At 57.1% G+C, this 25148-nt stretch carries 32 protein-coding genes; 11 read left to right on the top strand and 21 right to left on the bottom strand.

Annotation, left to right across the window (positions count from 1 at the left end):
• Positions 1-71 precede the first annotated feature (71 nt).
• The 10 genes from hisC to H8S59_RS17170 all read right to left on the bottom strand — a co-directional run bounded on the left by hisC (position 72) and on the right by H8S59_RS17170 (position 8061).
• The gene (hisC, locus tag H8S59_RS17215) at positions 72-1124 is read right to left on the bottom strand and encodes a histidinol-phosphate transaminase (RefSeq protein ID WP_187522209.1); all 1053 of its coding nucleotides are present in this window, start codon (positions 1122-1124) and stop codon (positions 72-74) included.
• Positions 1125-1126: 2 nt separating this feature from the next.
• Positions 1127-2455 carry a histidinol dehydrogenase gene (gene hisD / locus H8S59_RS17210; protein WP_187522208.1) on the bottom strand — a complete coding sequence of 443 codons (1329 nt, stop codon included), beginning with the start codon at positions 2453-2455 and terminating at the stop codon, positions 1127-1129.
• Positions 2456-2580: 125 nt separating this feature from the next.
• Positions 2581-3216, bottom strand: a complete 636-nt coding sequence (hisG, locus tag H8S59_RS17205) for an ATP phosphoribosyltransferase (RefSeq protein ID WP_027897828.1) — start codon at positions 3214-3216, stop codon at positions 2581-2583.
• A gap of 173 nt (positions 3217-3389) precedes the next feature.
• Positions 3390-4655: a UDP-N-acetylglucosamine 1-carboxyvinyltransferase gene (gene murA / locus H8S59_RS17200; protein ID WP_095096422.1), complete on the bottom strand. Its 1266-nt coding sequence runs from the start codon at positions 4653-4655 to the stop codon at positions 3390-3392.
• 22 nt (positions 4656-4677) lie between these two features.
• Complete coding sequence (locus tag H8S59_RS17195) at positions 4678-4917, bottom strand: BolA family protein (protein WP_027897830.1); 240 nt, start codon at positions 4915-4917, stop codon at positions 4678-4680.
• Between the two features lie 112 nt (positions 4918-5029).
• Positions 5030-5335, bottom strand: a complete 306-nt coding sequence (locus tag H8S59_RS17190) for an STAS domain-containing protein (RefSeq protein WP_187522207.1) — start codon at positions 5333-5335, stop codon at positions 5030-5032.
• Complete coding sequence (locus tag H8S59_RS17185; protein ID WP_187522206.1) at positions 5332-5976, bottom strand: MlaC/ttg2D family ABC transporter substrate-binding protein; 645 nt, start codon at positions 5974-5976, stop codon at positions 5332-5334. The genes H8S59_RS17190 and H8S59_RS17185 overlap by 4 nt, the downstream gene beginning before the upstream one ends.
• A gap of 11 nt (positions 5977-5987) precedes the next feature.
• On the bottom strand, positions 5988-6455 hold the full coding sequence (gene mlaD / locus H8S59_RS17180) for an outer membrane lipid asymmetry maintenance protein MlaD (RefSeq protein ID WP_027897833.1): 468 nt from the start codon (positions 6453-6455) through the stop codon (positions 5988-5990).
• On the bottom strand, positions 6455-7252 hold the full coding sequence (mlaE, locus tag H8S59_RS17175; protein ID WP_027897834.1) for a lipid asymmetry maintenance ABC transporter permease subunit MlaE: 798 nt from the start codon (positions 7250-7252) through the stop codon (positions 6455-6457). The genes mlaD and mlaE overlap by 1 nt, the downstream gene beginning before the upstream one ends.
• The gene (locus tag H8S59_RS17170; RefSeq protein WP_187522205.1) at positions 7252-8061 is read right to left on the bottom strand and encodes an ATP-binding cassette domain-containing protein; all 810 of its coding nucleotides are present in this window, start codon (positions 8059-8061) and stop codon (positions 7252-7254) included. The genes mlaE and H8S59_RS17170 overlap by 1 nt, the downstream gene beginning before the upstream one ends.
• Before the next feature lie 287 nt (positions 8062-8348).
• On the opposite strand from H8S59_RS17170, the gene H8S59_RS17165 reads away from it, so the two are divergent.
• From H8S59_RS17165 to H8S59_RS17120, 10 genes are all read left to right on the top strand, one after another.
• Positions 8349-9323 carry a KpsF/GutQ family sugar-phosphate isomerase gene (locus H8S59_RS17165; RefSeq protein ID WP_187522204.1) on the top strand — a complete coding sequence of 325 codons (975 nt, stop codon included), beginning with the start codon at positions 8349-8351 and terminating at the stop codon, positions 9321-9323.
• A 13-nt stretch (positions 9324-9336) separates the two neighbouring features.
• Entirely contained in the window at positions 9337-9861 is a 525-nt protein-coding gene (locus tag H8S59_RS17160; protein ID WP_027897837.1) for a KdsC family phosphatase, read from the top strand.
• Between the two features lie 13 nt (positions 9862-9874).
• Positions 9875-10447 carry an LPS export ABC transporter periplasmic protein LptC gene (gene lptC / locus H8S59_RS17155; RefSeq protein ID WP_095096436.1) on the top strand — a complete coding sequence of 191 codons (573 nt, stop codon included), beginning with the start codon at positions 9875-9877 and terminating at the stop codon, positions 10445-10447.
• The gene (gene lptA, locus H8S59_RS17150) at positions 10434-10979 is read left to right on the top strand and encodes a lipopolysaccharide transport periplasmic protein LptA (RefSeq protein ID WP_027897839.1); all 546 of its coding nucleotides are present in this window, start codon (positions 10434-10436) and stop codon (positions 10977-10979) included. The genes lptC and lptA overlap by 14 nt, the downstream gene beginning before the upstream one ends.
• Positions 10980-11705 (top strand): LPS export ABC transporter ATP-binding protein, encoded by a 726-nt coding sequence (lptB, locus tag H8S59_RS17145; protein ID WP_027897840.1) that lies wholly within the window; start codon positions 10980-10982, stop codon positions 11703-11705.
• 185 nt (positions 11706-11890) lie between these two features.
• Positions 11891-13384 (top strand): RNA polymerase factor sigma-54, encoded by a 1494-nt coding sequence (locus tag H8S59_RS17140; RefSeq protein ID WP_095096439.1) that lies wholly within the window; start codon positions 11891-11893, stop codon positions 13382-13384.
• 130 nt (positions 13385-13514) lie between these two features.
• Entirely contained in the window at positions 13515-13823 is a 309-nt protein-coding gene (gene hpf, locus H8S59_RS17135) for a ribosome hibernation-promoting factor, HPF/YfiA family (protein WP_027897842.1), read from the top strand.
• A gap of 12 nt (positions 13824-13835) precedes the next feature.
• Positions 13836-14300: a PTS IIA-like nitrogen regulatory protein PtsN gene (ptsN, locus tag H8S59_RS17130; RefSeq protein ID WP_095096903.1), complete on the top strand. Its 465-nt coding sequence runs from the start codon at positions 13836-13838 to the stop codon at positions 14298-14300.
• 2 nt (positions 14301-14302) lie between these two features.
• Positions 14303-15160 carry an RNase adapter RapZ gene (rapZ, locus tag H8S59_RS17125; RefSeq protein WP_095096441.1) on the top strand — a complete coding sequence of 286 codons (858 nt, stop codon included), beginning with the start codon at positions 14303-14305 and terminating at the stop codon, positions 15158-15160.
• Between the two features lie 16 nt (positions 15161-15176).
• On the top strand, positions 15177-15449 hold the full coding sequence (locus H8S59_RS17120) for an HPr family phosphocarrier protein (RefSeq protein WP_095096444.1): 273 nt from the start codon (positions 15177-15179) through the stop codon (positions 15447-15449).
• A 23-nt stretch (positions 15450-15472) separates the two neighbouring features.
• Here the strand turns inward: H8S59_RS17120 and H8S59_RS17115 are convergent, their stop codons facing one another.
• The 9 genes from H8S59_RS17115 to pmbA form a co-directional block, all read right to left on the bottom strand.
• Positions 15473-15778, bottom strand: a complete 306-nt coding sequence (locus H8S59_RS17115) for an XRE family transcriptional regulator (RefSeq protein WP_087264895.1) — start codon at positions 15776-15778, stop codon at positions 15473-15475.
• Complete coding sequence (locus tag H8S59_RS17110) at positions 15771-16136, bottom strand: type II toxin-antitoxin system RelE/ParE family toxin (RefSeq protein WP_187522203.1); 366 nt, start codon at positions 16134-16136, stop codon at positions 15771-15773. The genes H8S59_RS17115 and H8S59_RS17110 overlap by 8 nt, the downstream gene beginning before the upstream one ends.
• Before the next feature lie 177 nt (positions 16137-16313).
• A complete protein-coding gene (locus H8S59_RS17105) occupies positions 16314-16658 on the bottom strand; it encodes a zinc ribbon domain-containing protein YjdM (protein WP_187522202.1) in 345 nt (114 codons plus the stop codon).
• Between the two features lie 88 nt (positions 16659-16746).
• The gene (locus H8S59_RS17100) at positions 16747-17631 is read right to left on the bottom strand and encodes a ZIP family metal transporter (RefSeq protein ID WP_187522201.1); all 885 of its coding nucleotides are present in this window, start codon (positions 17629-17631) and stop codon (positions 16747-16749) included.
• Between the two features lie 29 nt (positions 17632-17660).
• Entirely contained in the window at positions 17661-18272 is a 612-nt protein-coding gene (locus H8S59_RS17095; RefSeq protein WP_095096456.1) for a superoxide dismutase, read from the bottom strand.
• 1 nt (position 18273) lies between these two features.
• Positions 18274-18735, bottom strand: coding sequence for a hypothetical protein (locus tag H8S59_RS17090; RefSeq protein ID WP_095096459.1), 462 nt, complete (start codon positions 18733-18735; stop codon positions 18274-18276).
• A gap of 30 nt (positions 18736-18765) precedes the next feature.
• A complete protein-coding gene (locus H8S59_RS17085; RefSeq protein ID WP_095096462.1) occupies positions 18766-20142 on the bottom strand; it encodes a class II fumarate hydratase in 1377 nt (458 codons plus the stop codon).
• Complete coding sequence (locus H8S59_RS17080; protein WP_095096465.1) at positions 20135-20533, bottom strand: FagA protein; 399 nt, start codon at positions 20531-20533, stop codon at positions 20135-20137. Before H8S59_RS17080 ends, H8S59_RS17085 begins: the two co-directional genes overlap by 8 nt.
• A 226-nt stretch (positions 20534-20759) precedes the next feature.
• Positions 20760-22106 (bottom strand): metalloprotease PmbA, encoded by a 1347-nt coding sequence (gene pmbA / locus H8S59_RS17075; protein WP_095096467.1) that lies wholly within the window; start codon positions 22104-22106, stop codon positions 20760-20762.
• A 107-nt stretch (positions 22107-22213) separates the two neighbouring features.
• Between pmbA and yjgA the strand changes: the two genes are divergently transcribed.
• Positions 22214-22735, top strand: a complete 522-nt coding sequence (gene yjgA, locus H8S59_RS17070; RefSeq protein ID WP_095096470.1) for a ribosome biogenesis factor YjgA — start codon at positions 22214-22216, stop codon at positions 22733-22735.
• A gap of 92 nt (positions 22736-22827) precedes the next feature.
• On the opposite strand, the gene tldD is transcribed toward yjgA, so the two are convergent.
• The gene (tldD, locus tag H8S59_RS17065) at positions 22828-24267 is read right to left on the bottom strand and encodes a metalloprotease TldD (RefSeq protein WP_187522200.1); all 1440 of its coding nucleotides are present in this window, start codon (positions 24265-24267) and stop codon (positions 22828-22830) included.
• A 2-nt stretch (positions 24268-24269) separates the two neighbouring features.
• Positions 24270-25121 carry a carbon-nitrogen hydrolase family protein gene (locus tag H8S59_RS17060; protein ID WP_187522199.1) on the bottom strand — a complete coding sequence of 284 codons (852 nt, stop codon included), beginning with the start codon at positions 25119-25121 and terminating at the stop codon, positions 24270-24272.
• Positions 25122-25148 lie beyond the last annotated feature (27 nt).

Raw genomic sequence — 25148 nt, 5'->3', positions numbered from 1 at the left:
CCCACGTCGTCAATCAGCTTGCAGGCAAACATAGAATCTCCCACAGGTGTGGCGATACCGCGATGGAGTTCTTACAACCCCGCCAACCCATCCAGCAACGCTTGATTCTGCTCCGGCGTACCAATGCTGATGCGCAGAAACTGAGCAATACGCTCCTGTTTGAAGTGCCGAACGATCACACCCTGCTCCCGAAGCTTCGCCGCGATGCCTGCCGCGTCATGTTGCGGGTGGCGTGCAAAGATGAAGTTGGCCGCAGACGGCAACACTTCAAAACCAAGGGTTTGCAGCTCAGCGGTTAATGCTTCACGACTGGCGATCACCGCATTACGGGTGAAATCAAAGTGCTCGCGATCCTCGAAGGCGGCAGCAGCACCGACAATTGCCAGACGATCCAGAGGATAGGAGTTGAAGCTGTTCTTGACCCGCTCCAGCGCCTCGATCAGATCAGGATGCCCAATCGCCAGACCAACCCGCAAACCCGCCAGCGAGCGGGACTTGGACAACGTCTGCGTCACCAGCAGGTTCGGATAACGCTCCACCAGCGAAATCGCCGTCTCGCCACCGAAATCGATATAGGCCTCATCCACCACAACCACTGAGTCGGGGCTCGCCTTGAGCATCTGCTCGACAGCATCCAGCGCCACTACGCAACCGGTTGGAGCGTTAGGGTTCGGGAAGATGATCCCGCCGTTAGGCCTGGCGTAATCCGACACACGAATCTGGAACTGCTCATCCAGCGCGACAGCGTCGAACTCAATGCCGTACAGGCCACAGTAGACCGGATAAAAGCTGTAGCTGATGTCCGGAAACAACAAAGGCTTGCCGTGCTGAAAGAACGCATTGAACACGTGGGCCAGCACTTCATCAGAGCCGTTCCCAAGAAATACATGGCTGGTCTGCACGCCGTAATAGGTAGCCACTGCCTGCTTGAGCAGGTCGCTGTTCGGGTCGGGATAAAGACGCAAGTCATCAGTCAGCTCGGCGCGCATCGCCGCCAGAGCTTTAGGCGAAGGGCCATAAGGGTTTTCGTTGGTGTTGAGCTTGACCAGTTTGGTCAGCTTGGGCTGCTCACCTGGCACATAAGGCACCAGACTATTGACGAAAGGACTCCAGAATTTACTCATGCTCAGTTCCCCTGCCCTTCGCTATCGATGATGCGGTACTCGGCGCTGCGGGCGTGTGCGGTCAGCGATTCGCCACGCGCCAGTACCGACGCGGTCTTGCCAAGTTCGGACGCACCTTGCTGCGAGCAGTAGATGATCGACGAACGCTTCTGGAAATCGTAAACACCCAGCGGCGATGAAAAGCGCGCTGTGCCGGAAGTTGGCAACACGTGGTTTGGACCGGCGCAGTAGTCGCCCAGCGCCTCGGAAGTGTGACGCCCCATGAAGATCGCACCCGCGTGACGAATCTGCGGCAACCAGGCTTCCGGATCTGCCACCGACAACTCAAGGTGCTCCGGAGCAATACGGTTGGCGACTTCTATGGCCTGCTGCATATCAGCGACCTTGATCAACGCGCCGCGACCATTGATCGACTTGTCGATGATGTCCGAACGCTCAAGAGTCGGCATCAATTTGGCAATGCTTGCCGCCACCTGATCCAGAAAGGCTGCATCCGGACTTACCAGAATGGCCTGGGCATCTTCGTCGTGCTCGGCCTGAGAGAACAGGTCCATGGCAATCCAGTCCGGATCTGTCTGACCGTCGCACACCACGAGGATCTCGGAAGGACCGGCGATCATGTCGATCCCGACCTGACCAAAGACATGACGCTTGGCCGTGGCGACGTAGATGTTGCCCGGGCCGACGACCTTGTCGACACGCGGCACGCTTTCAGTGCCATAAGCCAGCGCCGCCACTGCCTGGGCACCGCCAATAGTAAACACGCGATCAACCCCGGCAATACAGGCCGCAGCCAATACCAGCTCGTTGATTTCCCCACGCGGGGTCGGCACTACCATGACGACTTCAGCAACACCCGCAACCTTGGCAGGAATAGCGTTCATCAACACCGACGAGGGATACGACGCCTTGCCACCAGGCACATAAAGACCAGCGCGATCCAGGGGCGTGACCTTCTGACCAAGGACCGTGCCGTCGGCCTCGGTGTAGGTCCAGGAATCCTGCTTCTGCTTTTCGTGGTAAATGCGTACACGATCCGCGGCTTTTTCCAACGCTGCGCGCTGGGCCTGAGTGATACGGGTAAGTGCCAGCTCAAGACGCTCGCGAGGCAGAATCAGATCAGCCATGGAGCCAACCTGCAAACCGTCGAAGCGCTCGGTAAATTCCACCAGTGCGGCATCACCTCGCTCACGCACGGCTTTGATAATGTCGAGAACACGCTGGTTGACCGAATCGTCAGACACACTTTCCCAGCTCAGCAGATGATCCAGATGATGTGCGAAATCCGGGTCAGCAGCATTGAGTCGGCGAATTGCAGTCGGTGCGGTCATAGCGAGAGCCTCATAGGAATGGCAAAAACTCAGGCGCCCTAAATTAGCAGTCGTTCCGCTTGGGCACCTGAGAATTCTGGCTATGAGGCGGATAGACGGGCGCAACTCAACATTGCGCGGGTAAGTCAGCCGCGGTGTCGCGATTCCACTGCATTGCGCAGGGTATCGATGAGCGACTGAATACGGGCGTGTTGCATTTTCATGGAAGCCTTGTTGACCACCAGACGGGAACTGATCGTCGCGATCAGCTCCTGAGGCTCTAGACCGTTGGCCCGCAGCGTGTTGCCGGTGTCGACAACATCAATGATCTTGTCAGCCAGACCAATCAGTGGTGCCAGCTCCATGGAGCCGTACAGTTTGATGATGTCGACCTGACGGCCTTGCTCGGCGTAGTAGCGCTTGGCAACGTTGACGAACTTGGTTGCCACGCGCAGACGGCCTTTAGGCTCGGGAGCGCCAATCGCGCCTGCTGTCATCAGACGGCACTTGGCAATCTGCAGGTCCAACGGCTCATAAAGACCCTGGCCGGTGTATTCCATCAGCACATCTTTACCGGCAACACCAAGATCAGCAGCGCCATGCTCGACGTAGGTCGGCACATCGGTAGCACGCACGATCAACAGACGCACATCGGCCTGGGTCGTGGGGATGATCAGCTTGCGGCTCTTGTCCGGATTCTCGGTCGGCACAATGCCTGCTTCTGCAAGAAGCGGCAGCGTGTCATCAAGAATGCGGCCCTTGGACAGTGCGATGGTCAACATGGGAAACGTCAGTCCTTATCAGGAAGCTTTTGCCCGGACGCAATCGACGCCGGGCAAACCCTCGTGCCGCATAAAAACGGGCACAAGGTGAAACGAATCAGAATTCACACGCCGAAGCGTGCGAGACCGACACCCGAAGCCACTGCTGGCTCGGGCATCAGGTCATACGGCTGCTAGCCCGGAACGCGACGAATCTTCGCGCCCAGCATCTGCAGTTTCTCTTCGATGCACTCGTAACCGCGATCTATGTGGTAGATGCGGTCGATCAGCGTATCGCCCTGGGCAACCAGTGCCGAGATAACCAGGCTGGCCGATGCACGAAGATCGGTGGCCATGACTGGCGCGCCTTTGAGCACTTCGGTGCCGGTCACGATGGCCGTGTTGCCTTCGACCTGAATCTGCGCGCCCATGCGGTGCATTTCGTACACGTGCATGAAACGGTTTTCGAAGATGGTCTCGATCACCGCGCCCGTGCCTTCAGCAATGGCGTTGAGGGAAATGAACTGCGCCTGCATGTCAGTCGGAAACGCAGGATACGGAGCGGTACGCACGTTGACGGCTTTAGGACGCTTGCCGTGCATGTTCAGCTCGATCCAGTCGACACCGCTGGTGACTTCAGCGCCTGCTTCCTGGAGCTTGAGTAACACAGCCTCGAGGATGGTCGGATCGGTGTCCTTGACCTTGACGCGACCGCCGGTTGCAGCAGCAGCGACCAGATAAGTGCCGGTCTCGATGCGGTCTGGCATGACTTTGTAAGTCGCCGAGTGCAGACGCTTCACGCCATCAATAGTGATGGTGTCAGTACCCGCGCCATGAATCTTCGCGCCCATGGCAATCAGGAAGTTGGCCAGGTCAACGACTTCGGGTTCACGGGCGGCGTTCTGCAGAACGCTGCGGCCGTTGGCCAGACTCGCGGCCATCATGATGTTCTCGGTACCGGTCACGCTGACGGTATCAAAGAAGAAGTTGGCACCGCGCAGGCCGCCTTCAGGGGCTTTGGCTTTGATGTAGCCGCCCTCGACGTCAATGATCGCGCCCATGGCTTCGAGGCCACGGATGTGCAGATCCACTGGACGCGAACCAATGGCGCAACCACCTGGCAACGCAACTTCTGCTTCGCCGAAACGGGCGACCATAGGGCCGAGCACCAGAATCGAGGCGCGCATGGTCTTCACCAGCTCGTACGGAGCAATCAGCGTCTTGATGGTGCGCGGATCGATTTCCACGCTGAGTTTTTCGTCGATCACCGGCTCAATGCCCATGCGACCGAAGAGCTCGATCATGGTGGTGATGTCGTGCAAGTGCGGCAGGTTCTGGACGGTTACCGGGCCATCGGCCAACAGGGTAGCGGCCAGAATCGGCAGGGCAGAGTTTTTCGCCCCGGAAATGCGGATTTCGCCATCAAGACGAACCCCGCCAGTAATAATCAATTTATCCATTAGAGTCTCGACGCCAAGTGGCTCAGGTGCGCTCGGCCCACGCAGCGCGGCTGAAAAATTTCATGGTGACCGCGTGGATGCTGCCATCGGCAATCCAGGGGTTCAAATGCGTGTAGATCTGTTGCTGACGCTTGACCGGGCTCAGCGTAGCCAACTCGTCATTGATCACGTTCAGCTGGAAGTTGCAGCCTTCGCCTTCAACTTCGACCTGTACCTCGGGCAGCTTCCCTTCAAGGAAGCTCTTAACTTCTACGGCGTGCATGCAAAACCTCGATTGGCGACCTACGCGCGCGGGTCGGCCATCATACAAAAAAGCCCACTCAATGCGAACCCCGCAACGCAGGACCCGGACGAGGGGCTTCCATAAAGGGCAATCAATGAGCGTTAAGCAGTTCAGTCAACTCGGACACCTGGGCGATCTTGCGCATGTCTTCCGGCATCGAGCGAATGCTTACATTCTTGCCAGCGTCCCGCGCATCACGCATGAACGCCAGCAGCAAGGCGAGGCCAACGCTGCTGGACTTCTCGACACCCGCGCAGTCCAGAACAACGGTGGACAACTCACTGGACTTGATCAGTGCAGCCCCCTGCTTGCGCAAGGCCGGGCCGGTCGAATAGTCGAGCGTGCCGATTAACTGCAGCTCGCCCGGTGCCACGAGCTTGACGGCTGATTCGGTCATTGCGGAGCCGCTTCAGGCGCTTTCTCTTTAGCCTTGGCAACTTCACCCGCCCAGTTGTTGATCGTCTGGTCGAGGTTATTGCCGTTACGCTGCATTGCATCGGCGAATTGATCGCGGAACAGCTTGCCGATGTTAATGCCATTGATGATCACGTTACGTACCTTCCACTCGCCGCCAATCTTGACCAGCGTGTAGGAGACTGGATAGACCGCGCCGTTGGTGCCCTTGACCTGCATTTCAACGCTGGTGCGATCGGCACCTTCAGGTTTTTCAGGGGAGACGATGATGCCCTGATTGTTGTACTCAAGCAGTGCGTTGCCGTAGAACTGCATCAGGCTGCGCTTGAAGTTTTCCTGGAAACGCTGAATTTGCTCTGGGGAGGCGCTGCGCGAGTACTTCACGGTCATGATGCTTTTGGAAATGCCATCGGCATCTACCACCGGACCGACAATGCGGTTCAACGCATCGTAAAAAGCGCCCGGATTGGTTTTGTACTGCTCTTTGTTGGCTGCCAGATCACTCAGCAATTCCTTGGTGGTGCGATCCACCAGATCATGAGCGGACGGTGTGGCGGCGGCATTCCCCAGCATTGGTAACAATGCCAGCAACACCAACAGACCACGGCGCACGATAGAGATCATGTAAAAGCTCCTCATTTAGCGTCTTTACTCACGGTATTGAGCAGGAATTTTCCGATAAGGTCTTCCAGCACAAGCGACGACTGCGTGTCATGAATGGTACTGCCATCCTTCAGCAACCCGTCGTCACCACCTACGCTGATACCCACATATTTCTCACCGAGCAAGCCAGCGGTCAAAATCGATGCAGTGGAATCGAGAGGCAGGTTATTCACCTTTTTCTGGACTTCCATGGTCACCCGACCTGTGAAGGTATCGCGATCAAGATCGATCGCAGTGACCTTGCCAATTGTGACGCCAGCCATGCTCACCTTGGCTCTGACAGTCAAACCGGCAATATTGTCGAAATTTGCATAAAGTTTATAAGTATCAGTGCTGGCACTGGAGCTAAGACCGCTGACGCGCAGGGCAAGCAGGAGCAAAGCCAGAATCCCGGCCAGCAGGAACAGGCCTACACCTGTTTCGATGGTGCGGTTTTGCATCAGAAATCTCCAAACATCAAGGCGGTCAGAATAAAGTCCAGGCCCAGCACGGCCAGGGAGGCATACACGACTGTTTTCGTCGTGGCACGACTGATCCCCTCTGAGGTGGGTTCACAGTCATAACCCTGGAAAACGGCGATCCAGGTCACAACGAACGCAAATACGACGCTCTTGATGACTCCGTTAATCACATCATCAACGAAAGAAACGCTGTTCTGCATGTTCGACCAGAAAGAGCCTTCATAGACTCCCAGCCAGTCAATCGCTACCCAGGACCCTCCCCAGATACCCACTACGCTGAAGATCATGGCCAGCAGCGGCAGGGAAATGAACCCGGCCCAAAGACGTGGCGCAACGATGTACTTGAGCGGGTCGACGCCGATCATTTCCAGACTGGACAACTGCTCGGTGGATTTCATGTTGCCGATCTCGGCGGTCAATGCCGAACCTGCACGACCAGCAAACAGAAGCGCAGTAACCACTGGCCCAAGTTCTCGCAGAAGTGTCAGGGCAACCATTTGCCCGACGGCCTGCTCCGAACCATACTTGGTCAGAATGCTGAAACCCTGCAGCGACAGCACCATGCCGATGAACATGCCCGACACGACAATAATCGCCAGCGACATGACCCCAACCGAATAGAGCTGCCTGACCAGCAACTGAAAACTGCCGCCAATCGAGCTGCGCCCCAGCAAGGCGTGAACCAGGAAAATCGCCGAGCGCCCGAGCACAGCCAGGATATCGATTGCGGCACGCCCGAGAAGGCGTACTCGCTCCATTAATGACTTCTTGCGCATCAGCGCTTCCCCAAAAGATCTTCGCGGTAATCCGGCGCCGGATAATGAAACGGCACCGGGCCATCCGGGTTGCCGGTCATGAATTGACGAACGCGGGGGTTGTCCGAGCCCATCAGCTCCTCGGGTGTCCCCTGCCCCAACACCTGACCGTCGCCAACAAGGTAGAGGTAGTCAGCAATACTCGCCGTTTCGTCCAGATCATGAGAAACCACAACACTGGTGATACCGAGCGCATCATTGAGCAGCTTGATCAGACGAACCAGCACACCCATCGCAATCGGGTCTTGCCCCACAAATGGTTCGTCATACATGAGAATCTGAGGATCGAGGGCGATCGCCCGAGCCAGCGCCACGCGACGCTTCATGCCACCTGACAGCTCGTCGGGCATCAGCTCGATGGCACCACGCAGCCCCACCGCCTGCAACTTGAGCAGGACAATGTCACGAATCATTTCTTCCGGCAGCTCGGTGTGGACCCGCAACGGGAAGGCAACGTTCTCGAACACATCCAGGTCGGTGAACAGTGCTCCGCTCTGGAACAACACGCCCATGTGCTTGCGCGCATCGAACAGATCGCTGCGCGACAAGGCGGGCAGGTTCTGCCCGTTGACCCACACTTCGCCCGCAGAAGGTCGCAACTGGGCACCCATCAACCGCAGCAAAGTAGTTTTGCCGCTGCCAGAAGGCCCCATGATGCCGGTGACTTTGCCGCGGGGAATACGAATATCAACATTATCGAAAATGCTGCGCGTACCGCGCCTGAAGGAAACGCCCTTCAGCTCGATCGCGTAGGCGTTATCGGCGCTCATCTAAACTCCTTGCGATGCAGCCTCACGTTCAGCTGCCGAGTCCCTGGCGGGAGACATGCTGTCTCGGTGGGCGGAACAGCGGCGAACTATACCACCGCAATAAGGCCCCGCCAAAGGGCGAAGACGATCAATCAATATCGCTATACACAATTTGCGACACTTCCTACAAACGAGCTCTACCAATCGCTACACAGAACGATTAAACGCAAAGCTTGACGATCAGACGTGAGGGAATCGCGCATTACCGCTATAATCGCCGCCTTTTAACCGGCCGACCGATTTTTCACATGAATCAATCCAGCGACCTGATCCAGTCAGCACAACGCACCATCCGCCTCGAAATCGAAGCTGTGGAGGGTTTGTTAGCGCATATCAACGCAGATTTCATCCAGGCCTGCGAGATGATTCTCGCGAGCAAAGGACGCGTTGTCGTGGTGGGCATGGGTAAATCAGGACATATCGGAAAAAAAATCGCTGCTACTCTGGCGAGCACCGGCACCACCTCGTTTTTTGTTCACCCTGCCGAAGCCAGTCATGGCGACATGGGCATGATCACCTGCGATGACATCATCCTTGCCCTGTCAAACTCGGGAACAACGGCTGAAATCGTCACCTTGCTGCCCCTGATCAAACGTCTCGGCATCAAGATGATCAGTCTGACGGGCAACCCGGGGTCAACCCTGGCTGAAGCAGCCGACGTCAATCTGAGTGCCCGCGTAGAGCATGAAGCCTGCCCGCTGAATCTGGCTCCGACCTCTTCGACGACTGCGGCACTGGTCATGGGCGACGCCCTGGCAGTAGCGCTTCTGGAAGCCCGGGGCTTCACGGCTGAAGACTTCGCTTTTTCGCATCCGGGTGGCGCGCTGGGCAGACGCTTGCTGCTCAAGGTCGAGCACGTCATGCACGTCGGCGAACAACTGCCGAAAGTACAGCGTGGCACCCTGCTCCGCGACGCACTGATGGAAATGACCCGCAAGGGCCTGGGCATGACGGCGGTTATCGAGACTGATGGACGACTGGCCGGGATATTCACTGACGGCGATCTGCGCCGCACTCTGGATCGTCCGATTGATATTCGCCTGGCGACTATCGATGACGTGATGACCGTTCACGGCAAGACGGCCCGCCCTGAGATGCTTGCAGCTGAAGCATTGAAAATCATGGAAGACAACAAGATCGGCTCACTCATCGTCGTTGACGAAAATGATCATCCGGTCGGAGCTTTCAACCTGCAGGACCTGCTGCGCGCAGGCGTCATGTAATGGAGATGTGCAAATGACTACCGATCTGCTGCAACGCGGTAAAAATATCAAACTGGCCATCTTCGACGTCGACGGCGTACTGACCGACGGTCGCCTGTATTTCCTTGAAGACGGTAGCGAATTCAAGACTTTCAACACTCTGGACGGCCAAGGCATTAAAATGCTGATCGCCTCGGGTGTGGCAACGGCCATTATCAGCGGCCGCAAGACGCCGGTTGTTGAACGCCGTGCGAAGAATCTCGGCATTGAACATCTTTATCAGGGCCGCGAAGACAAGTTGGTGGTTCTCGACGAACTGCTCGGCCAGCTCGGTCTGAATTACGAACAGGTCGCCTATCTGGGTGATGATCTGCCAGACTTGCCAGTCATCCGGCGTGTCGGTCTTGGCATGGCGGTGGCCAATGCAGCAACTTTTGTCCGGCAACATGCCCACGGCATTACCCAGGCACGCGGCGGCGAAGGCGCAGCTCGCGAGTTCTGTGAATTGATCATGAGCGCTCAAGGCAGCCTTGAAGCCGCCCACGCAGCCTACTTATAGACAGAAGCCATTTATGCTTAGCAAAAGAATTCGAACGTTTCTGATCCTCGGCGTGCTGGCATTTTTGCTGGCAGCCGCAGGTTATTGGAACATCAGCCCGGAAAGCTTCATGGAGCAACCGGCTGCAACGGTGGACGAAAGCGCCATCGACTTTTACGCAATCAATGCGCATAGCGTGCAGTATTTGCCGGATGGCAAGTTGCAGTACGAAATGACAGCCGACAAGGTCGAGCACATCAAGGCCACCGATGTAACAATGCTCACCACGCCAGACTTGCAGATGTACCGCGGCACCCTCTTTCCCTGGCATATCCAGAGCAAAACGGGTGAGGTTTCCCCTGGTGGCGAGCAAGTCGAACTGATTGACTCGGTTCGCGTAGCACGAACAGACGAAAAAAAACGTACGACCATTATCACTAGCAGTCGAATGACCGTATTCCCGCAGAAGCAATATGCGCAGACCGAGCAAGCCGTTAGAATCGACGGCGCGGGCGGTGTGACTACGGCCAAGGGAATGAAAGCGTATTTGAACGACAGCAGGATGGACCTGCTATCTAATGTAAGAGGACAGTATGAGGCTCGTTAAAACCCTTCCTTTTTTGCTTGGCCTGGGTGCAGCACTGGGAAGCGCGAGCGCCTGGTCCCTGCCGACTGATCGTGATCAGCCGATCCACATTCAGTCCGACGACGCACAACTCGACGACAAGAAAGGCGTTGCCACCTATAAAGGCAACGTAATCATCACCCAGGGCTCGATGAAGATCACCGGTAATACCGTGACGATCACACGTAATGCCCAAGGTGAAGTCGATGTGTTCACATCTGTCGGCAACCTCGCGTACTACGAGCAGAAGCCGTCTGTAGACAAGCCTATCGTTCAAGCCTACGCGATCACTATCCAGTACTACGCTGCGCAGGATCGTATCGTTCTGATCGACAAGGCCAAGGTCATCAACGATGGCAACACGTCCGAAGGCGAGAAGATCGTTTATGACACGGTCAAGCAGATCGTCAGCGCTGGTCGTGCCAATGGCGGCAGCAAGGTGACAACACCACGCCCGCGTATTGACATGGTTATCCAGCCGAAAAAGAAAACCGACCAGCAGAAGGCCCAGTAAATGGCGACGCTGAAAGCCCAGCATTTGGCTAAGAGCTACAAGGGCCGTCAGGTCGTTCGCGATGTGAGCCTGTCCATCGAAAGCGGTCAGATCGTAGGATTGCTAGGGCCTAACGGCGCTGGCAAGACCACCTGCTTCTACATGATTGTCGGCCTGGTTCAGGCTGATCAAGGGCGAGTGCTGATCGACGACCTGGATGTCAGCCACCAGCCCATGCACGGCCGCGCACGCGCAGGTATTGGCTATCTGCCTCAGGAAGCCTCGATCTTTCGCAAGCTGTCGGTAGCCGACAACATCATGGCGATTCTCGAAACTCGCCAGGAGCTGGACCGTGACGGACGCCGCAAGGAGCTGGAAAGCCTGCTGCAGGAATTCCACATCACTCATATCCGCGACAATATGGGCATGAGCCTGTCCGGTGGTGAGCGCCGCCGGGTGGAAATCGCACGCGCACTTGCTACCTCACCGAAATTCATCCTGCTCGACGAACCGTTCGCAGGCGTGGACCCGATTTCCGTAGGCGATATCAAACAGATCATCCACCATCTGAAAGCCAAGGGCATCGGCGTATTGATCACCGATCACAACGTCCGTGAAACCCTGGACATCTGTGAAACCGCCTACATCGTCAACGACGGGCAGTTGATTGCCGAAGGCGATTCGGAAACCATTCTCGCAAATCAGCTGGTGAAAGAGGTTTACCTCGGCCACGAGTTCCGCCTGTAAAAAGAACTGTGGTGCCCGGCTTTCAAGGCGGGCAGGACTGGGCCTTGGTGCTGATGGTTATTAAATGCCAGCACGCTCTAGTCAAACACTTCAGTTTCAGGCATATAATTTGCTTATGTACGCGCCCAGGCGCTCGGTAGTGGATGGCGCATGTGCGCCGGCGAATAAGGTGTTAAGCCCCAGCCATGAAACCATCGCTAGTCTTGAGAATGGGCCAGCAGCTGACGATGACGCCGCAGCTGCAACAGGCCATCCGCTTACTCCAATTGTCGACACTGGACCTCCAGCAGGAGATCCAGGAGGCACTGGAGTCGAACCCTATGCTGGAACGCCAGGAAGAAGGCGACGATTTCGACAACGCCGACCCATTGGCTGACAACATCGAGCAGAAACCTAATCCTGATGTCCAGGAGCCGACTTATCAGGAGTCCGCTCCTACTGTGGACAATCTGGAAGAAGGCGACTGGAGCGAGCGCATCCCCAACGAGCTGCCGGTCGATACCGCGTGGGAAGACGTCTATCAAACCAGCGCCAGCAGCCTGCCCAGCAATGATGATGACGAGTGGGACTTCACCACTCGTACCTCTGCCGGTGAGAGCCTGCAAAGCCATTTACTCTGGCAGTTGAACCTGGCGCCGATGTCCGACACCGACCGCCTGATTGCCGTGACCCTGATCGATTGCATCAATAACCAGGGCTATCTGGACGAGACTCTGGAAGAGATTCTCGACGCCTTCGATCCCGAGCTTGATATCGAGCTCGACGAGATTGAAGCCGTGCTGCACCGCATTCAGCAGTTTGAGCCCGCCGGTATCGGCGCGCGCAACCTGAGCGAATGCCTGCTCCTGCAATTGCGTCAGCTCCCGGCAAAAACCCGTTGGCTCAGCGAAGCACAGCGACTGGTCAGTGACTACATCGACCTGCTGGGCAGCCGCGACTACTCGCAGCTCATGCGCCGCATGAAGCTCAAGGAAGATGAACTGCGGCAGGTCATCGAGCTGGTGCAAAGCCTCAACCCTCGCCCCGGTTCGCAAATCGAATCCACCGAAGCTGAATACGTGGTGCCTGACGTCATCGTGCGCAAGGACAACGAACGCTGGCTGGTTGAGCTCAATCAGGAATCAGTCCCGCGCTTGCGCGTGAATCCGCAGTACGCCGGTTTTGTCCGCCGCGCCGATACCAGCGCCGATAACACGTTCATGCGCAATCAGCTGCAAGAAGCACGCTGGTTCATCAAAAGCCTGCAAAGTCGTAACGAAACCCTCATGAAAGTGGCAACGCAGATCGTCGAGCATCAGCGCGGCTTCCTTGAGTACGGCGATGAGGCGATGAAACCACTGGTCCTGCATGACATCGCAGAGGCCGTAGGCATGCACGAGTCGACCATTTCTCGTGTAACCACCCAGAAATTCATGCATACCCCCCGTGGTATTTACGAGTTGAAATATTTCTTCTCGAGCCATGTAAGCACCTCCGAAGGCGGTGAATGTTCGTCCACAGCCATTCGCGCGATCATCAAAAAACTGGTTGCAGCGGAAAATCAGAAAAAGCCGTTGAGTGACAGCAAGATCGCTGGTTTACTGGAGGCACAAGGCATTCAAGTAGCCCGTCGCACAGTAGCCAAATACCGCGAATCACTTGGCATTGCGCCGTCGAGTGAACGCAAGCGACTGATGTGACGAGAGGTACAGTAGTAACCGCCCGAGCAATGGCCCGAAGCGGCTCTACGCAACCCGGTTGCTAGCCACAGCGTTCCAGTGGCAGGCAAAAGCCTGCCTCTTTATGCACTGGCAATAAGGAGAAAGCGGTATGCAAGTCAACATCAGTGGACATCAACTGGATGTGACCGACGCCCTACGCGACTACATCACCGAAAAACTCGGCAGACTGGAGCGCCACTTCGACAAGATCACTAATGTGCAGGTCATCATGGAGGTCGAGAAGCTTAAACAGAAAATCGAAGCCACCCTGCACATCCCCGGCTCAAAGGTCGTCGCCAATGCGGAACATGATGACATGTACGCGGCAATCGACCTTTTGACCGACAAGCTGGATAGACAACTGCTCAAGCATAAGGAAAAGCAGCTCAGCCTCCTTCAGGGTGCAACGGCTCGCTGATACCCCCAAAACATGATCCGATTAGAAAATATCCTGACCCCCGGCCGTTCACTCGTGAACGTGCCGGGCGGCAGCAAGAAAAAAGTCCTCGAACAGATTGCCAACCTGATCGGCAGAGAAGTGCCTGATCTGGACTCGCAAGTCGTGTTCGAGAGCCTTGTCGCCCGTGAAAAACTTGGCTCTACCGGCTTTGGTAATGGCATCGCCATTCCGCACTGTCGTTTGAAGGGATGTGAATCACCCATCAGCGCATTGCTGCACCTGAACGCTCCTGTAGATTTCGACGCTATCGATGGCGCCCCCGTTGACTTGCTGTTTGTCCTGCTGGTCCCGGAAGCGGCTACCGATGCACACCTGGAATTGCTGCGCCAGATCGCCAGCATGCTCGACCGCAAAGAAGTGCGTGAACGCCTGCGTAGTGCCGCGAGCAACGAAGCCCTTTATCAGGTAGTACTGGACGAGCAAAACAGGCATTAATCATGCGCATGATCATTGTGAGCGGTCGCTCGGGCTCCGGCAAAAGCACCGCGCTGGATGTTCTGGAAGACAGCGGCTTCTACTGCGTTGATAACCTTCCGGCCGGTCTGCTCCCGGAACTGGCCGAACGCGCGCTGATCAATACCGAGCTGGCCGAACCGTTGCTGGCCGTCTCCATTGATGCACGTAACCTCCCCAGTCACCTGACGCGCTTCCCGCAGATGCTGGAAGAGGTTCGTTCACGCAACATCCAGTGCGATGTGCTGTACCTGGATGCGGATGAATCAACCCTCTTCAAACGCTTCTCGGAAACCCGTCGTCGCCACCCTCTGAGCAACGCCAACCGCTCGCTGGCCGAGGCCATTCGGGACGAGACTACGTTGCTGGGGCCGATCATTGATCTGGCAGACCTGAAGATCAATACCACCCACCTGAACCTCTACCAGCTGCGCGACACGCTTAAGCTTCGCCTGCTGAACAAGCCGGAGCCAGGTACGGCCTTCCTGATCGAGTCTTTCGGATTCAAGCGCGGCATGCCCGTGGACGCCGACCTGGTATTCGATGTGCGCTGCCTGCCAAACCCTTATTGGAAACCTGAACTGCGAGAGAAATCAGGAAAGGACCAGCCCGTTATCGACTACCTTGCTGCACAGCCTGATGTGGAGGAGATGTTTCAGGACATCTTCACGTATCTAAACAAGTGGCTGCCGCGCTTCGCTGCCAGCAACCGCTCGTATGTCACCATTGCCATTGGCTGCACCGGGGGCCACCACCGCTCGGTGTATCTGACCGAGCGCCTGGGTCAGGTCCTGCAACAATCCCTCAAAAACGTTCAGGTTCGCCACCGCGACTTAAGCTGAAAGGACTTCCCCTGCGATGCCCGCTCTTCAAATCACCATTATCAACAAGCTGGGCCTGCATGCCCGCGCAGCCGCTAAATTCGTCGGAGTCGCCGGCAAGTTCCCCTGCCAGATCCGCGTTGGGCGTTCACCTGACAGCATGGTGGATGGCAAAAGCATTATGGCCGTGATGATGCTCGCCGCAGGCAAGGGCACGGATATTCACCTTTCCACCGAGGGCGACCAGGAGCAGGCAGCGCTGGAGGGTCTGGTTGAGTTGATCAATAACAAGTTTGATGAGGGGGAGTAATTGTAGAGCTCGGCGGAAAGCCTTCAACTCGCGAAATTTTCGATCTTGACCTGTCCATCAGGAAAAGTAGCAACGATCTCCAACTCTCCACCCATTGCGCGGATGTAATTGCGCAATGTACTGATGTACATGTCCGTGCGACGCTCCATTTTTGAAATAGCTGCCTGATTTACGTGCAACGTCTTGGCCAGAGTCGCCTGGCTCAACGCTTTTGCTTGCCGCAATTCGTGAAGCGGCATTTGCTCCAGGTGCTCTTGATACAACCGATCAGCAGCAGCAAGGGAATCAGGCGACATACGCGCTTGCAGCTCGGAGAATTTTTTAGCCATCTGTAAGGCCCTCTGTACGCAATGTTTCCAGGTGCTCGCGGTATAGACGTTCAGCTAAAGGCACATATTCATCGTACCAGCGGTCCTGTCCTGTCTTGTCCCCGCCGATCAGTAATACTGCACAGCGCCTGGGATCGAAGGCGTAAAGGATTCGATAAGGCCGGCCGGCATGCTGCACACGAAGCTCTCTCAAGCTACCAATCCGCGCCCCATTGATACCGCTGCAATGAGGGAACCGCAATGATGGGCCGAATTGCCCCAACAACCTGACGCTCGATTCGACGCTGGCCTGTTCGCCCTCAGTCAAACGCTCCCACCAGCAACCAAACTCATCTGTGTATTCAATTTCCCAATTCATGGAAGAACTATGAATGGGCGGAAATATAACCTCAGCGGAATATATCAGCGAACGGCCGTAGAAGCCTCTTCAATTTGTGTAGGAATTGGCCACGCACACTGCTAACCCCCAAAAAAAATCCGGCCCCATTCAGAGGCCGGATTCCTTAACCGCTCACGTTACTAATCAGCTGAAACCTCATCCCTTCTTCACAAACTCCGATTTCAGCTTCATCGCACCGATACCATCGATCTTGCAGTCGATATCGTGATCGCCATCCACCAGACGGATGTTCTTCACCTTGGTGCCGACTTTGACCACCAGCGACGAGCCTTTGACTTTGAGGTCTTTGATGACGGTCACGGTATCGCCGTCTTGTAGGGTGTTACCTACCGAATCTTTGATGACTTTTACGTCTTCAGCAACTTCGGCACTGCCATCGGCAGACCACTCATGTGCGCATTCCGGGCAGATCAGCTGAGCGCCGTCTTCGTAGGTGTATTCGGAATTGCATTCCGGGCAGGCAGGTAAGCTCACGGACATTCTCGCGTCGAAGGGTAAAAACCATGGATTATAAGTGGTTTTAGACGTGCAGAGGTGGCGAATGTGATATCGCCGCCCCGCTCGCTCTTCAAGCCAGTGCTGTATCCATCACCATCATCAAGCAGAATCCAGTGATCAGGCCGAGGCTTGCGACCTTGTCGTGACCGTTACGACGCGACTCCGGGATGATCTCTTGAGTCACTACCAACAACATGGCACCCGCAGCAAACGCCAGCCCTAGGGGCAACAACAATTCCGCAATGGCCACCAGCCAAGCGCACAGCAAGGCGAAAACCGGCTCAACCAGACCTGAGGTAGCACCGATCAGGAACGCCTTGAAGCGCGACATACCGGCCCCGGCCAACACCAATGCGATGACCAGCCCCTCGGGTACATCCTGAATCGCGATGCCCATGGCGAGACCGTCGGCGTCGGGTAAACCGCCGCCAGCGGACACACCAATAGCCATCCCTTCCGGGATGTTATGGGCAATGATCGCGATGACGAATAACCAGATCCGCGGAGCAATGGCAGGCAGTTCTTCACCGTTCAGGGGCGAGCCTTTAGAGACGATGTGATCAACCACGAACAAGCCGACAGCCCCGAGAAAAATGCCAAGGCTGACCAGCCCGCCAGACCCCCACGGGGAAAAACCGAGGTTTTCGGCCGCCGCGAGCCCAGGCACAATCAGCGAAAACGCTGTCGCCGCCAACATCACGCCGGCACCGAAGCCGAGCAAACCGTCGGACACCGATGCAGGCATGCCTCTGATGACCAACACCGGAACGGCACCTAATGCGGTGCCCAGAGCGCAAATCGCTCCGCCCTCAAGCGCCCGCATCAAGCGTGGCTCAAGATTCAGCCATTCAAGCGCGTGTGCAACCAGAAGCGCCATACCTGCCAACAGCAGAACCGTTCCCAGTGCCAGGCGGAACAACCGCCCACTGTTGACGGTGAGTATTTCCGTGCGCATAAACTGCCTTGGATCTGATTATCGGGAGATCAGACCAGAGCGGCCTGGTAACGCCGAGCGACTTCCGCCCAGTTGACGACGTTGTAGAACGCGTTGATGTATTCCGGGCGACGATTCTGGTAACGCAGGTAATACGCGTGTTCCCAGACGTCCAGCCCCAGAATTGGCGTATTGCCATTCATCAGCGGACTGTCCTGGTTACCGCTGCTCTCAACCACCAGCTTTTTCTCCGGGGTCACGCTCAGCCACGCCCAGCCACTGCCGAAACGGGTCAGCGCGGCCTTGGTGAAAGCATCCTTGAACTGCTCGAAGCCACCCAATTGCTCGTCAATGGCTTTCGCCAGTGCGCCATCGGGCAAGCCGCCACCCGCTGGTGTCATCACATCCCAGAACAACGAGTGATTAGCGTGACCACCGCCTTGATTGATCACCGCCGGGCGCAGTTTCTCAGGCAACTGTGCGACAGCTGCCACCAGCTTCTCGATTGGCCACTCGGCCCACTCAGTGCCTTCAACCGCCGCGTTCAGGTTGTTGATGTAAGTCTGATGGTGCTTGCTGTAGTGAATCTCCATGGTCTGCGCATCAATGTGCGGTTCCAGGGCGTCGTAAGCGTATGGCAAGGCAGGCAAAGTAAACGGCATATCAATGTACTCCGTAGAAAAGGCCGGAAGTGGCTGAAGCATTCCGTTGTAATGACGAGCGCGAATGCTCGCCGCCACTGTTCAACAGGCGATGGGTGCGCGGGTATTCACCGTGCTCACTGATAAAATTCAACAGCTCGGCGTAAGTTTTGCTGCTATGGCGCAACGCGGCCTGACGCAATGCTGGCGGCAGGCGATGCTCTTGCATGACCCGCAACAGGTGCTGATGGATCGCGCACAGGTACTCCGCGCTCTCCTCCGGCTGGCCCAGACTCAAATGCAGGTCGGCAAGGTTGTGGTGGGAAATGACGCAAGCGGCCACCGCTTCATCAGGGTTGGGCCAGCGCTCGAACAACACCTGAGCCAGCGCCAGCGCCTGCAAATACAACTCGCGGGCGTCAACCAGCTCACCGAGATTGAAACAGCGATTGGCTTTTTCGATTGTGCGTTTCCAATGCTCCATGGCGCGACTCCTCAAGCGATGGCTGACAGGTCAGATCCCGCCAGCAGTGAGTTTTTCCGGATCCAGCAGCGCTTCCAGTTGGCTGCGCTGCAGGTCGGTGTGTTCAAGGGCGACGTCAATGATCGGACGCCCCTGCTTGTAGGCCGTCTTGGCAATTTCGGCGGCCTTCTGGTAACCGATGATCGGGTTCAGGGCTGTAACCAGAATCGGGTTGCGCGACAAGGCTTCCTTGAGCTTCGCTTCATTGACCTTGAAGGTCGCGATGGCCTTGTTGGCAAGCAATCGGCTGGAGTTGGCCAGCAGCTCGATGCTGCTCAGCAGGTTTTGCGCAATGATCGGCAGCATCACGTTCAACTCGAAGTTGCCTGACTGCCCGGCGACCGTGATCGCCGCGTCATTGCCAATGACCTGTGCCGCCACCATGGCCGTAGCTTCCGGGATCACGGGATTGACCTTGCCCGGCATGATCGACGAACCCGGCTGCAACGCTTCCAGTTCAATCTCACCCAGGCCAGCCAGTGGACCCGAGTTCATCCAGCGCAGGTCGTTGGCGATTTTCATCAGCGAAACCGCAGTACCCTTGAGCTGGCCGGACACAGCAACGGCAGTGTCCTGAGAGCCGATCAACGCGAACAAATCCTTGCCGGGCACAAAAGCCACGTTACTCAAGCGGCTCAAGTGACTGCTGAAACGCTTGGCAAATTCAGGGTGCGCGTTAATCCCGGTTCCCACAGCTGTGCCGCCCTGGGCCAGCGCTTGCAGACTTGGCAGCAAGGCCTGGAGATGTTCGATGTTGGCACGAATCTGCTGAGCCCAGCCGTTGAGCACCTGACTCATGCGCACCGGCATAGCGTCCATCAGGTGCGTGCGGCCGGTCTTGATGAAGGGATGCACTTCATCGGCCTTGCGCTCGATCACGGCAACCAGATGGTTCAACGCGGGCAGTAATTGCTCATGCAATGCCAGTGCAGCGCTGACATGAATGGTGGTCGGGATGATGTCGTTGCTGCTCTGTCCGCAGTTCACGTGGTCATTGGCATTGACCTTGTCGCCCAATACGCGACTGGCGATGGTTGCAATGACTTCGTTGGCGTTCATGTTGGTGCTGGTGCCGGAACCGGTCTGGAACACATCTACCGGAAAGTGCGCCATGAAGTCGCCGCTCAACAATTCCTGGCAGGCGCTGACGATCGCCCCACTCTGCGCAGCCGTGATCTGCTCCAACTCGAGGTTGGCGTGCGCGGCGGCGGCCTTGGCGAGCAATAGCGCGCGGATGAATTGCGTTGGCATGCGCAGGTTACTGATAGGGAAGTTGTTCACCGCACGCTGGGTCTGAGCGCCATACAGGGCCTCGGCCGGGACCTGCAATTCGCCCATGCTGTCGCGTTCGATACGGGTATTACTCATCGGAATTTCCTTGCACCAGTTCAGTAGGAGAGATCGAGGGCTGCAGCAGACAGGTCGCCAACTGCCAGCTATAGGCCTGCCAGCGTTGTTGATCGGCCGCAGAGTTAATGAGGGCCTTGAGGTCGCGCAACGGACGCCAGGCCTGATCGACGCATAGACAGCGCCAATGCCAGGGCAGAACCGTATCGCGAGCGGTGTCGATGAGCAGCCGGAAGGAGGTTTCAGCGATCATTCGCTGAGGCGTAGCGGTGAAGCGCGCCAGATAACGGCCTTCGGCGAGGTAGTGATCAATCAGGCGGGGTTCGTCAGGCTCCAGGGCACAACGAATTCTGAAACTCATCCCGCGCCAGTTTTCCAGGTGCGCAGGAAGTGCGTGCAAGACAGGACCCATGACCACGGCTCATTCAGATAATGATATTCATTATTAAATGATATTGAGAATCAAAACAACCGTAGAGGATGAAGGGTTTTCGATAACGAGATGTGAAATGCATTGTGGGAGCGGTGCTTGCCCGCGATAAGACTGGATGCGATCTGAAGTGAACCGCGTTCAGCCTTATCGTGAGCAAGCCCTGCTCCCACAGAGACAGGGGTGGGAGGCGGACAAATTTTTTGTATCAGCTACCGGCGACGGTCATCCGCTCGATCAGCACAGACCCCGTGCGGATGTTGCTACGCAGCTCAAGATCGCTACCGACGGCGACAATTTGCTTGAACATGTCACGCATGTTGCCGGCGATGGTCACTTCCTGTACCGCGAACTGGATTTCACCGTTCTCGACCCAGTAACCCGCTGCACCGCGCGAATAATCACCGGTCACCATGTTCAGGCCGCTGCCCATCAACTCGGTGACCAGCAGCCCGCGGCCCATGCGGCGGATCAGCGCTGCCTGGTCTTCCGTCCCGTGGGTGACGAACAGGTTGTGCACGCCGCCCGCGTTTGCAGTGCTAGGCAGGCCCAGTTTGCGGCCCGAGTAAGTACTGAGGATGTAAGAGACCAATTCGCCGTTTTCGACGAATGGCTTGGCGTAAGTTGCCAGACCGTCGCCGTCGAACGCCGAACTGCCCATGGCACGCATCAAGTGCGGACGTTCATCGATGGTCAGCCACTCAGGGAAGAGGCGCTGGCCGATGGAGCCTTCAAGGAAAGACGACTTGCGATACAGATTGCCGCCCGAAATCGCTCCCAGGAAACTGCCGAACAGCCCACCCGCCAGCTCGGCCGAAAACAACACCGGCACTTCGCACGTCGGCACCGGGCGTGCACCCAAACGGCTGGCTGCACGCTCGGCAGCTTTGCGACCGATGCTCTGCGGATCGGCCAGCAACTCACCCTGGCGACTGACGTCATACCAGTAATCACGCTGCATCTGGCCATCGCCTTCAGCAATCATCACGCAGCTCAGACTATGGCGAGTCGAGGCATAACCACCGATAAAGCCATGGCTGTTGCCGTACACGCGGCAGCCCTGATGGGTATTGAGGGTCGTGCCGTCGGCATTTTTGATCCGGCTATCGGCATCAAAAGCTGCGGCTTCGCAGATCAACGCTTTCTCGATGGCTTGTTCCGGCGTGATATCCCAAGCGTGGAAAAGATCAAAATCCTGCTGTTCCCTGGCCATCAGCGCAGCATCAGCCAGGCCAGAGGCTTCATCTTCGGAAGTATGTTTAGCGATGGCCAATGCGGCAGCGACAGTTTCACGAATCGCATCAGCGCCACTGGCCGACGTGCTGGCCGAGCCTTTACGCTGGCCTACGTACAAGGTAATGCCAAAACCCTGGTCGCGATTGAATTCGACGGTTTCCACTTCACGCTGCCGAACCGAGGTCGACAGGCCCTGCTCCAGCGACACAGCGACTTCGCAGGCACTGGCACCCTGACGCCTGGCTTCGGCAATGATTTGCTCGACTTGTTCCTGCAGTGCGGGCAAGGCCTGTGGGCCGACGCTTTGTGATGCACTCATGACTTTCTCCATCAAATTCTGCTTTCGGCACGAGCCGAATACCGAGTGGGCCGGACAAGAGGCCCCTGACTGGTTATCATGGCGGCGTTTATTTGCGGACTGCCCCCATGGTTGATTCTTACGACGACTCCCTCGACGGGGAGAAAAGCAAAACCCAGGTCAAACGCGAGCTGCATGCTCTGGTTGAACTTGGCGAGCGTCTTGTGTCGCTCAAACCTGATTTGCTGAACAAACTGCCTTTGACCGATCCGCTGCGCAGAGCCTTGGCCGATGCGCCCAAGCACACGGCTCATATCGCACGCAAACGGCATATTCAGTTCATCGGCAAGCTGATGCGCGATCAGGATCTGGACGCCATTCTGGTGCTTCTCGATCAACTCGATGCCTCCACTCGCCAATACAACGAACGTTTTCACGGCCTGGAACGCTGGCGTGATCGCCTGATCGCCGGTGATGACGGTGTCCTCGAAACGTTCGTTGCGGAGTATCCGGAAGCGGACCGTCAGCAACTGCGTTCCTTGATCCGTCAGGCCCAACATGAGCTGGCCCATAACAAGGCGCCTGCTTCGAGCCGGAAAATCTTCAAATACATCCGTGAACTGGACGAGAAACAACGCGGTCTGCGTTGATTCCCGCATCACACTACGGGACCGCCTTCTGTGGGACCGGCTTCAGCCGGGAATAAATCCCCAGTTGAAGACGGTCCCGCAGATTCAAATCATCAACCGCCCGTACCGCCTACCGTAATCGCATCGATCTTCAGGGTCGGCTGACCCACGCCCACCGGAACCGACTGACCATCCTTGCCGCAGGTACCGACGCCGCTGTCCAGCGACAGATCGTTACCGACCATCGACACCTTGCTCATGGCTTCCGGCCCGTTACCGATCAACGTCGCACCTTTGACCGGCGCAGTAATTTTGCCGTCCTCGATCAAATACGCTTCGCTGGTGGAGAACACGAACTTGCCGCTGGTGATGTCTACCTGACCGCCACCCAGATTGGCGCAATAGATGCCACGCTTCACCGAAGCAATGATTTCCTGGGGATCGCTTTGTCCACCCAGCATGTAAGTGTTGGTCATGCGCGGCATAGGCAGGTGTGCATAGGACTCACGACGACCGTTACCGGTACGCGCAACGCCCATCAGACGCGCATTGAGCTTGTCCTGCATGTAGCCTTTGAGCACACCGTTCTCGATCAGGGTCGTGCATTCGGTTGGCGTCCCTTCGTCATCAACGCTCAGCGAGCCGCGACGACCGGGCAGAGTGCCGTCGTCCACGATAGTGCAAAGCTTTGAAGCAACCATCTCGCCCATGCGGCCGCTGTAAGCCGAACTGCCTTTGCGGTTGAAATCACCTTCCAGGCCGTGACCAACCGCCTCGTGCAGCAAGACACCGGACCAACCGGAACCGAGCACCACAGGCAGCGTGCCCGCGGGAGCAGGAATCGCTTCGAGATTGACCAGCGCCTGACGCAACGCTTCACGGGCATAACCCATGGCGCGGTCCTCGCTGAGGAAATAACGGTAGTCGGTACGCCCGCCGCCGCCATGACCACCACGCTCGCGACGGCCGTTCTGCTCGACGATGACACTGACGTTGAAACGCACCAGCGGGCGCACATCAGCCGCCAGGCTGCCATCGGTGGAAGCCACCAGAATCCGCTCCCAAACGCCCGCCATGCTCACCGTAACCTGCTGAATGCGCGAGTCCAGTGCACGGGTGGCAACATCGACACGCTTGAGCAGTTCGACTTTCTCAGCGCGGGTCATCACTTCCAGCGGGTTATCAGGCGCATACAACTGGGCAACGTCCTGTGCAGTGAAAGCCTGCACGGTTCCGTTCTGACCGGCACGGGAAATCGAGCGGGCAGCGCGAGCCGCCGTGGTCAGGGCTTCGTGAGTGATGGCGTTGCTGTAGGCGAAACCGGTTTTCTCACCCGATTGGGCACGCACGCCGACACCTTGATCGAGGTTGAAACTGCCCTCTTTGACGATGCCGTCTTCCAACGACCAGGACTCAGAAATCTGCCCCTGAAAATACAGGTCAGCGGCATCAATGCCCGGACCGGCCAGCTCGCCCAACACCGATTGCAGGCTGTCGAGGTTCAAGCCGCCGGGCGCCAGAAGGTGTTCGCTGACAGAGGACAAGTCGCTCATATTCACTCCGAGGTCTGCACAGGCCGCACGGCGTCCTGCGTAAAAAATCGCCGGTGACTGGACACCGGCATCCGCGCCCTGATGGACGCCTGTTCTTCATTGTCCCGTTCGGCCAGCAACACCGCCTCGCCCTGCGCCTGTTCGGCCAGGACTCGCCCCCAGGGGTCGACGATCGCTGCATGCCCGTAAGTCTCCCGAGGCCCCGGATGGACCCCGCCTTGCGCGGCCGCCAGCAGATAACACTGGGTTTCAATGGCTCGCGCACGGATCAAAATGTCCCAATGCGCTGCGCCGGTAACGGCGGTGAAGGCCGACGGCGCAGTAATCAATTCAGCCCCTGCCGCTCGCAGGGCGGTATACAGCTCAGGGAAGCGCAAGTCGTAGCATACGGTCAAACCGAGACGCCCTACTGGCGTGTCGGCAACCACCACATTGCTGCCATGAGCATAGTCATCGGATTCCCGATAACGTCCACGACTGTCTGACACGTCCACATCAAACAAGTGCAGCTTGTCGTAGCGCGCCACATGCTCGCCATGTTCATCAATCAACAATGAACACGCGGTAATCTTGCCTTCAGGCTGATCATTTGGCGGTAAAGGTATGGTTCCGGCAACTATCCATAACTTGAGGTCGCGAGCGGCAAGTTTCAACCAGGGCAGGATGGGTCCGTGCCCTGACGCTTCGGCCCGACCAATATCGGCAACGTCGCGACGGCCCATGGCCGCAAAGTTTTCCGGCAACACCGCCAGGCGGGCGCCAGAAGCTGCGGCTTGCTCCAGCAAGTGACGCGCCTGAGCCAGATTGCCCAGAACGTCGCTCTGGCTGACCATTTGAATCACGGCGAAAGACATGGCGGATTCTCCTCAAACGACACGCGA

The organism is Pseudomonas folii (assembly GCF_014357575.1).
Taxonomy (GTDB): Bacteria; Pseudomonadota; Gammaproteobacteria; order Pseudomonadales; family Pseudomonadaceae; genus Aquipseudomonas; species Aquipseudomonas folii.
The sequence above is the reverse complement of the archived record's forward strand: the minus strand, read 5'-3'. Positions and strand labels throughout refer to the sequence as shown.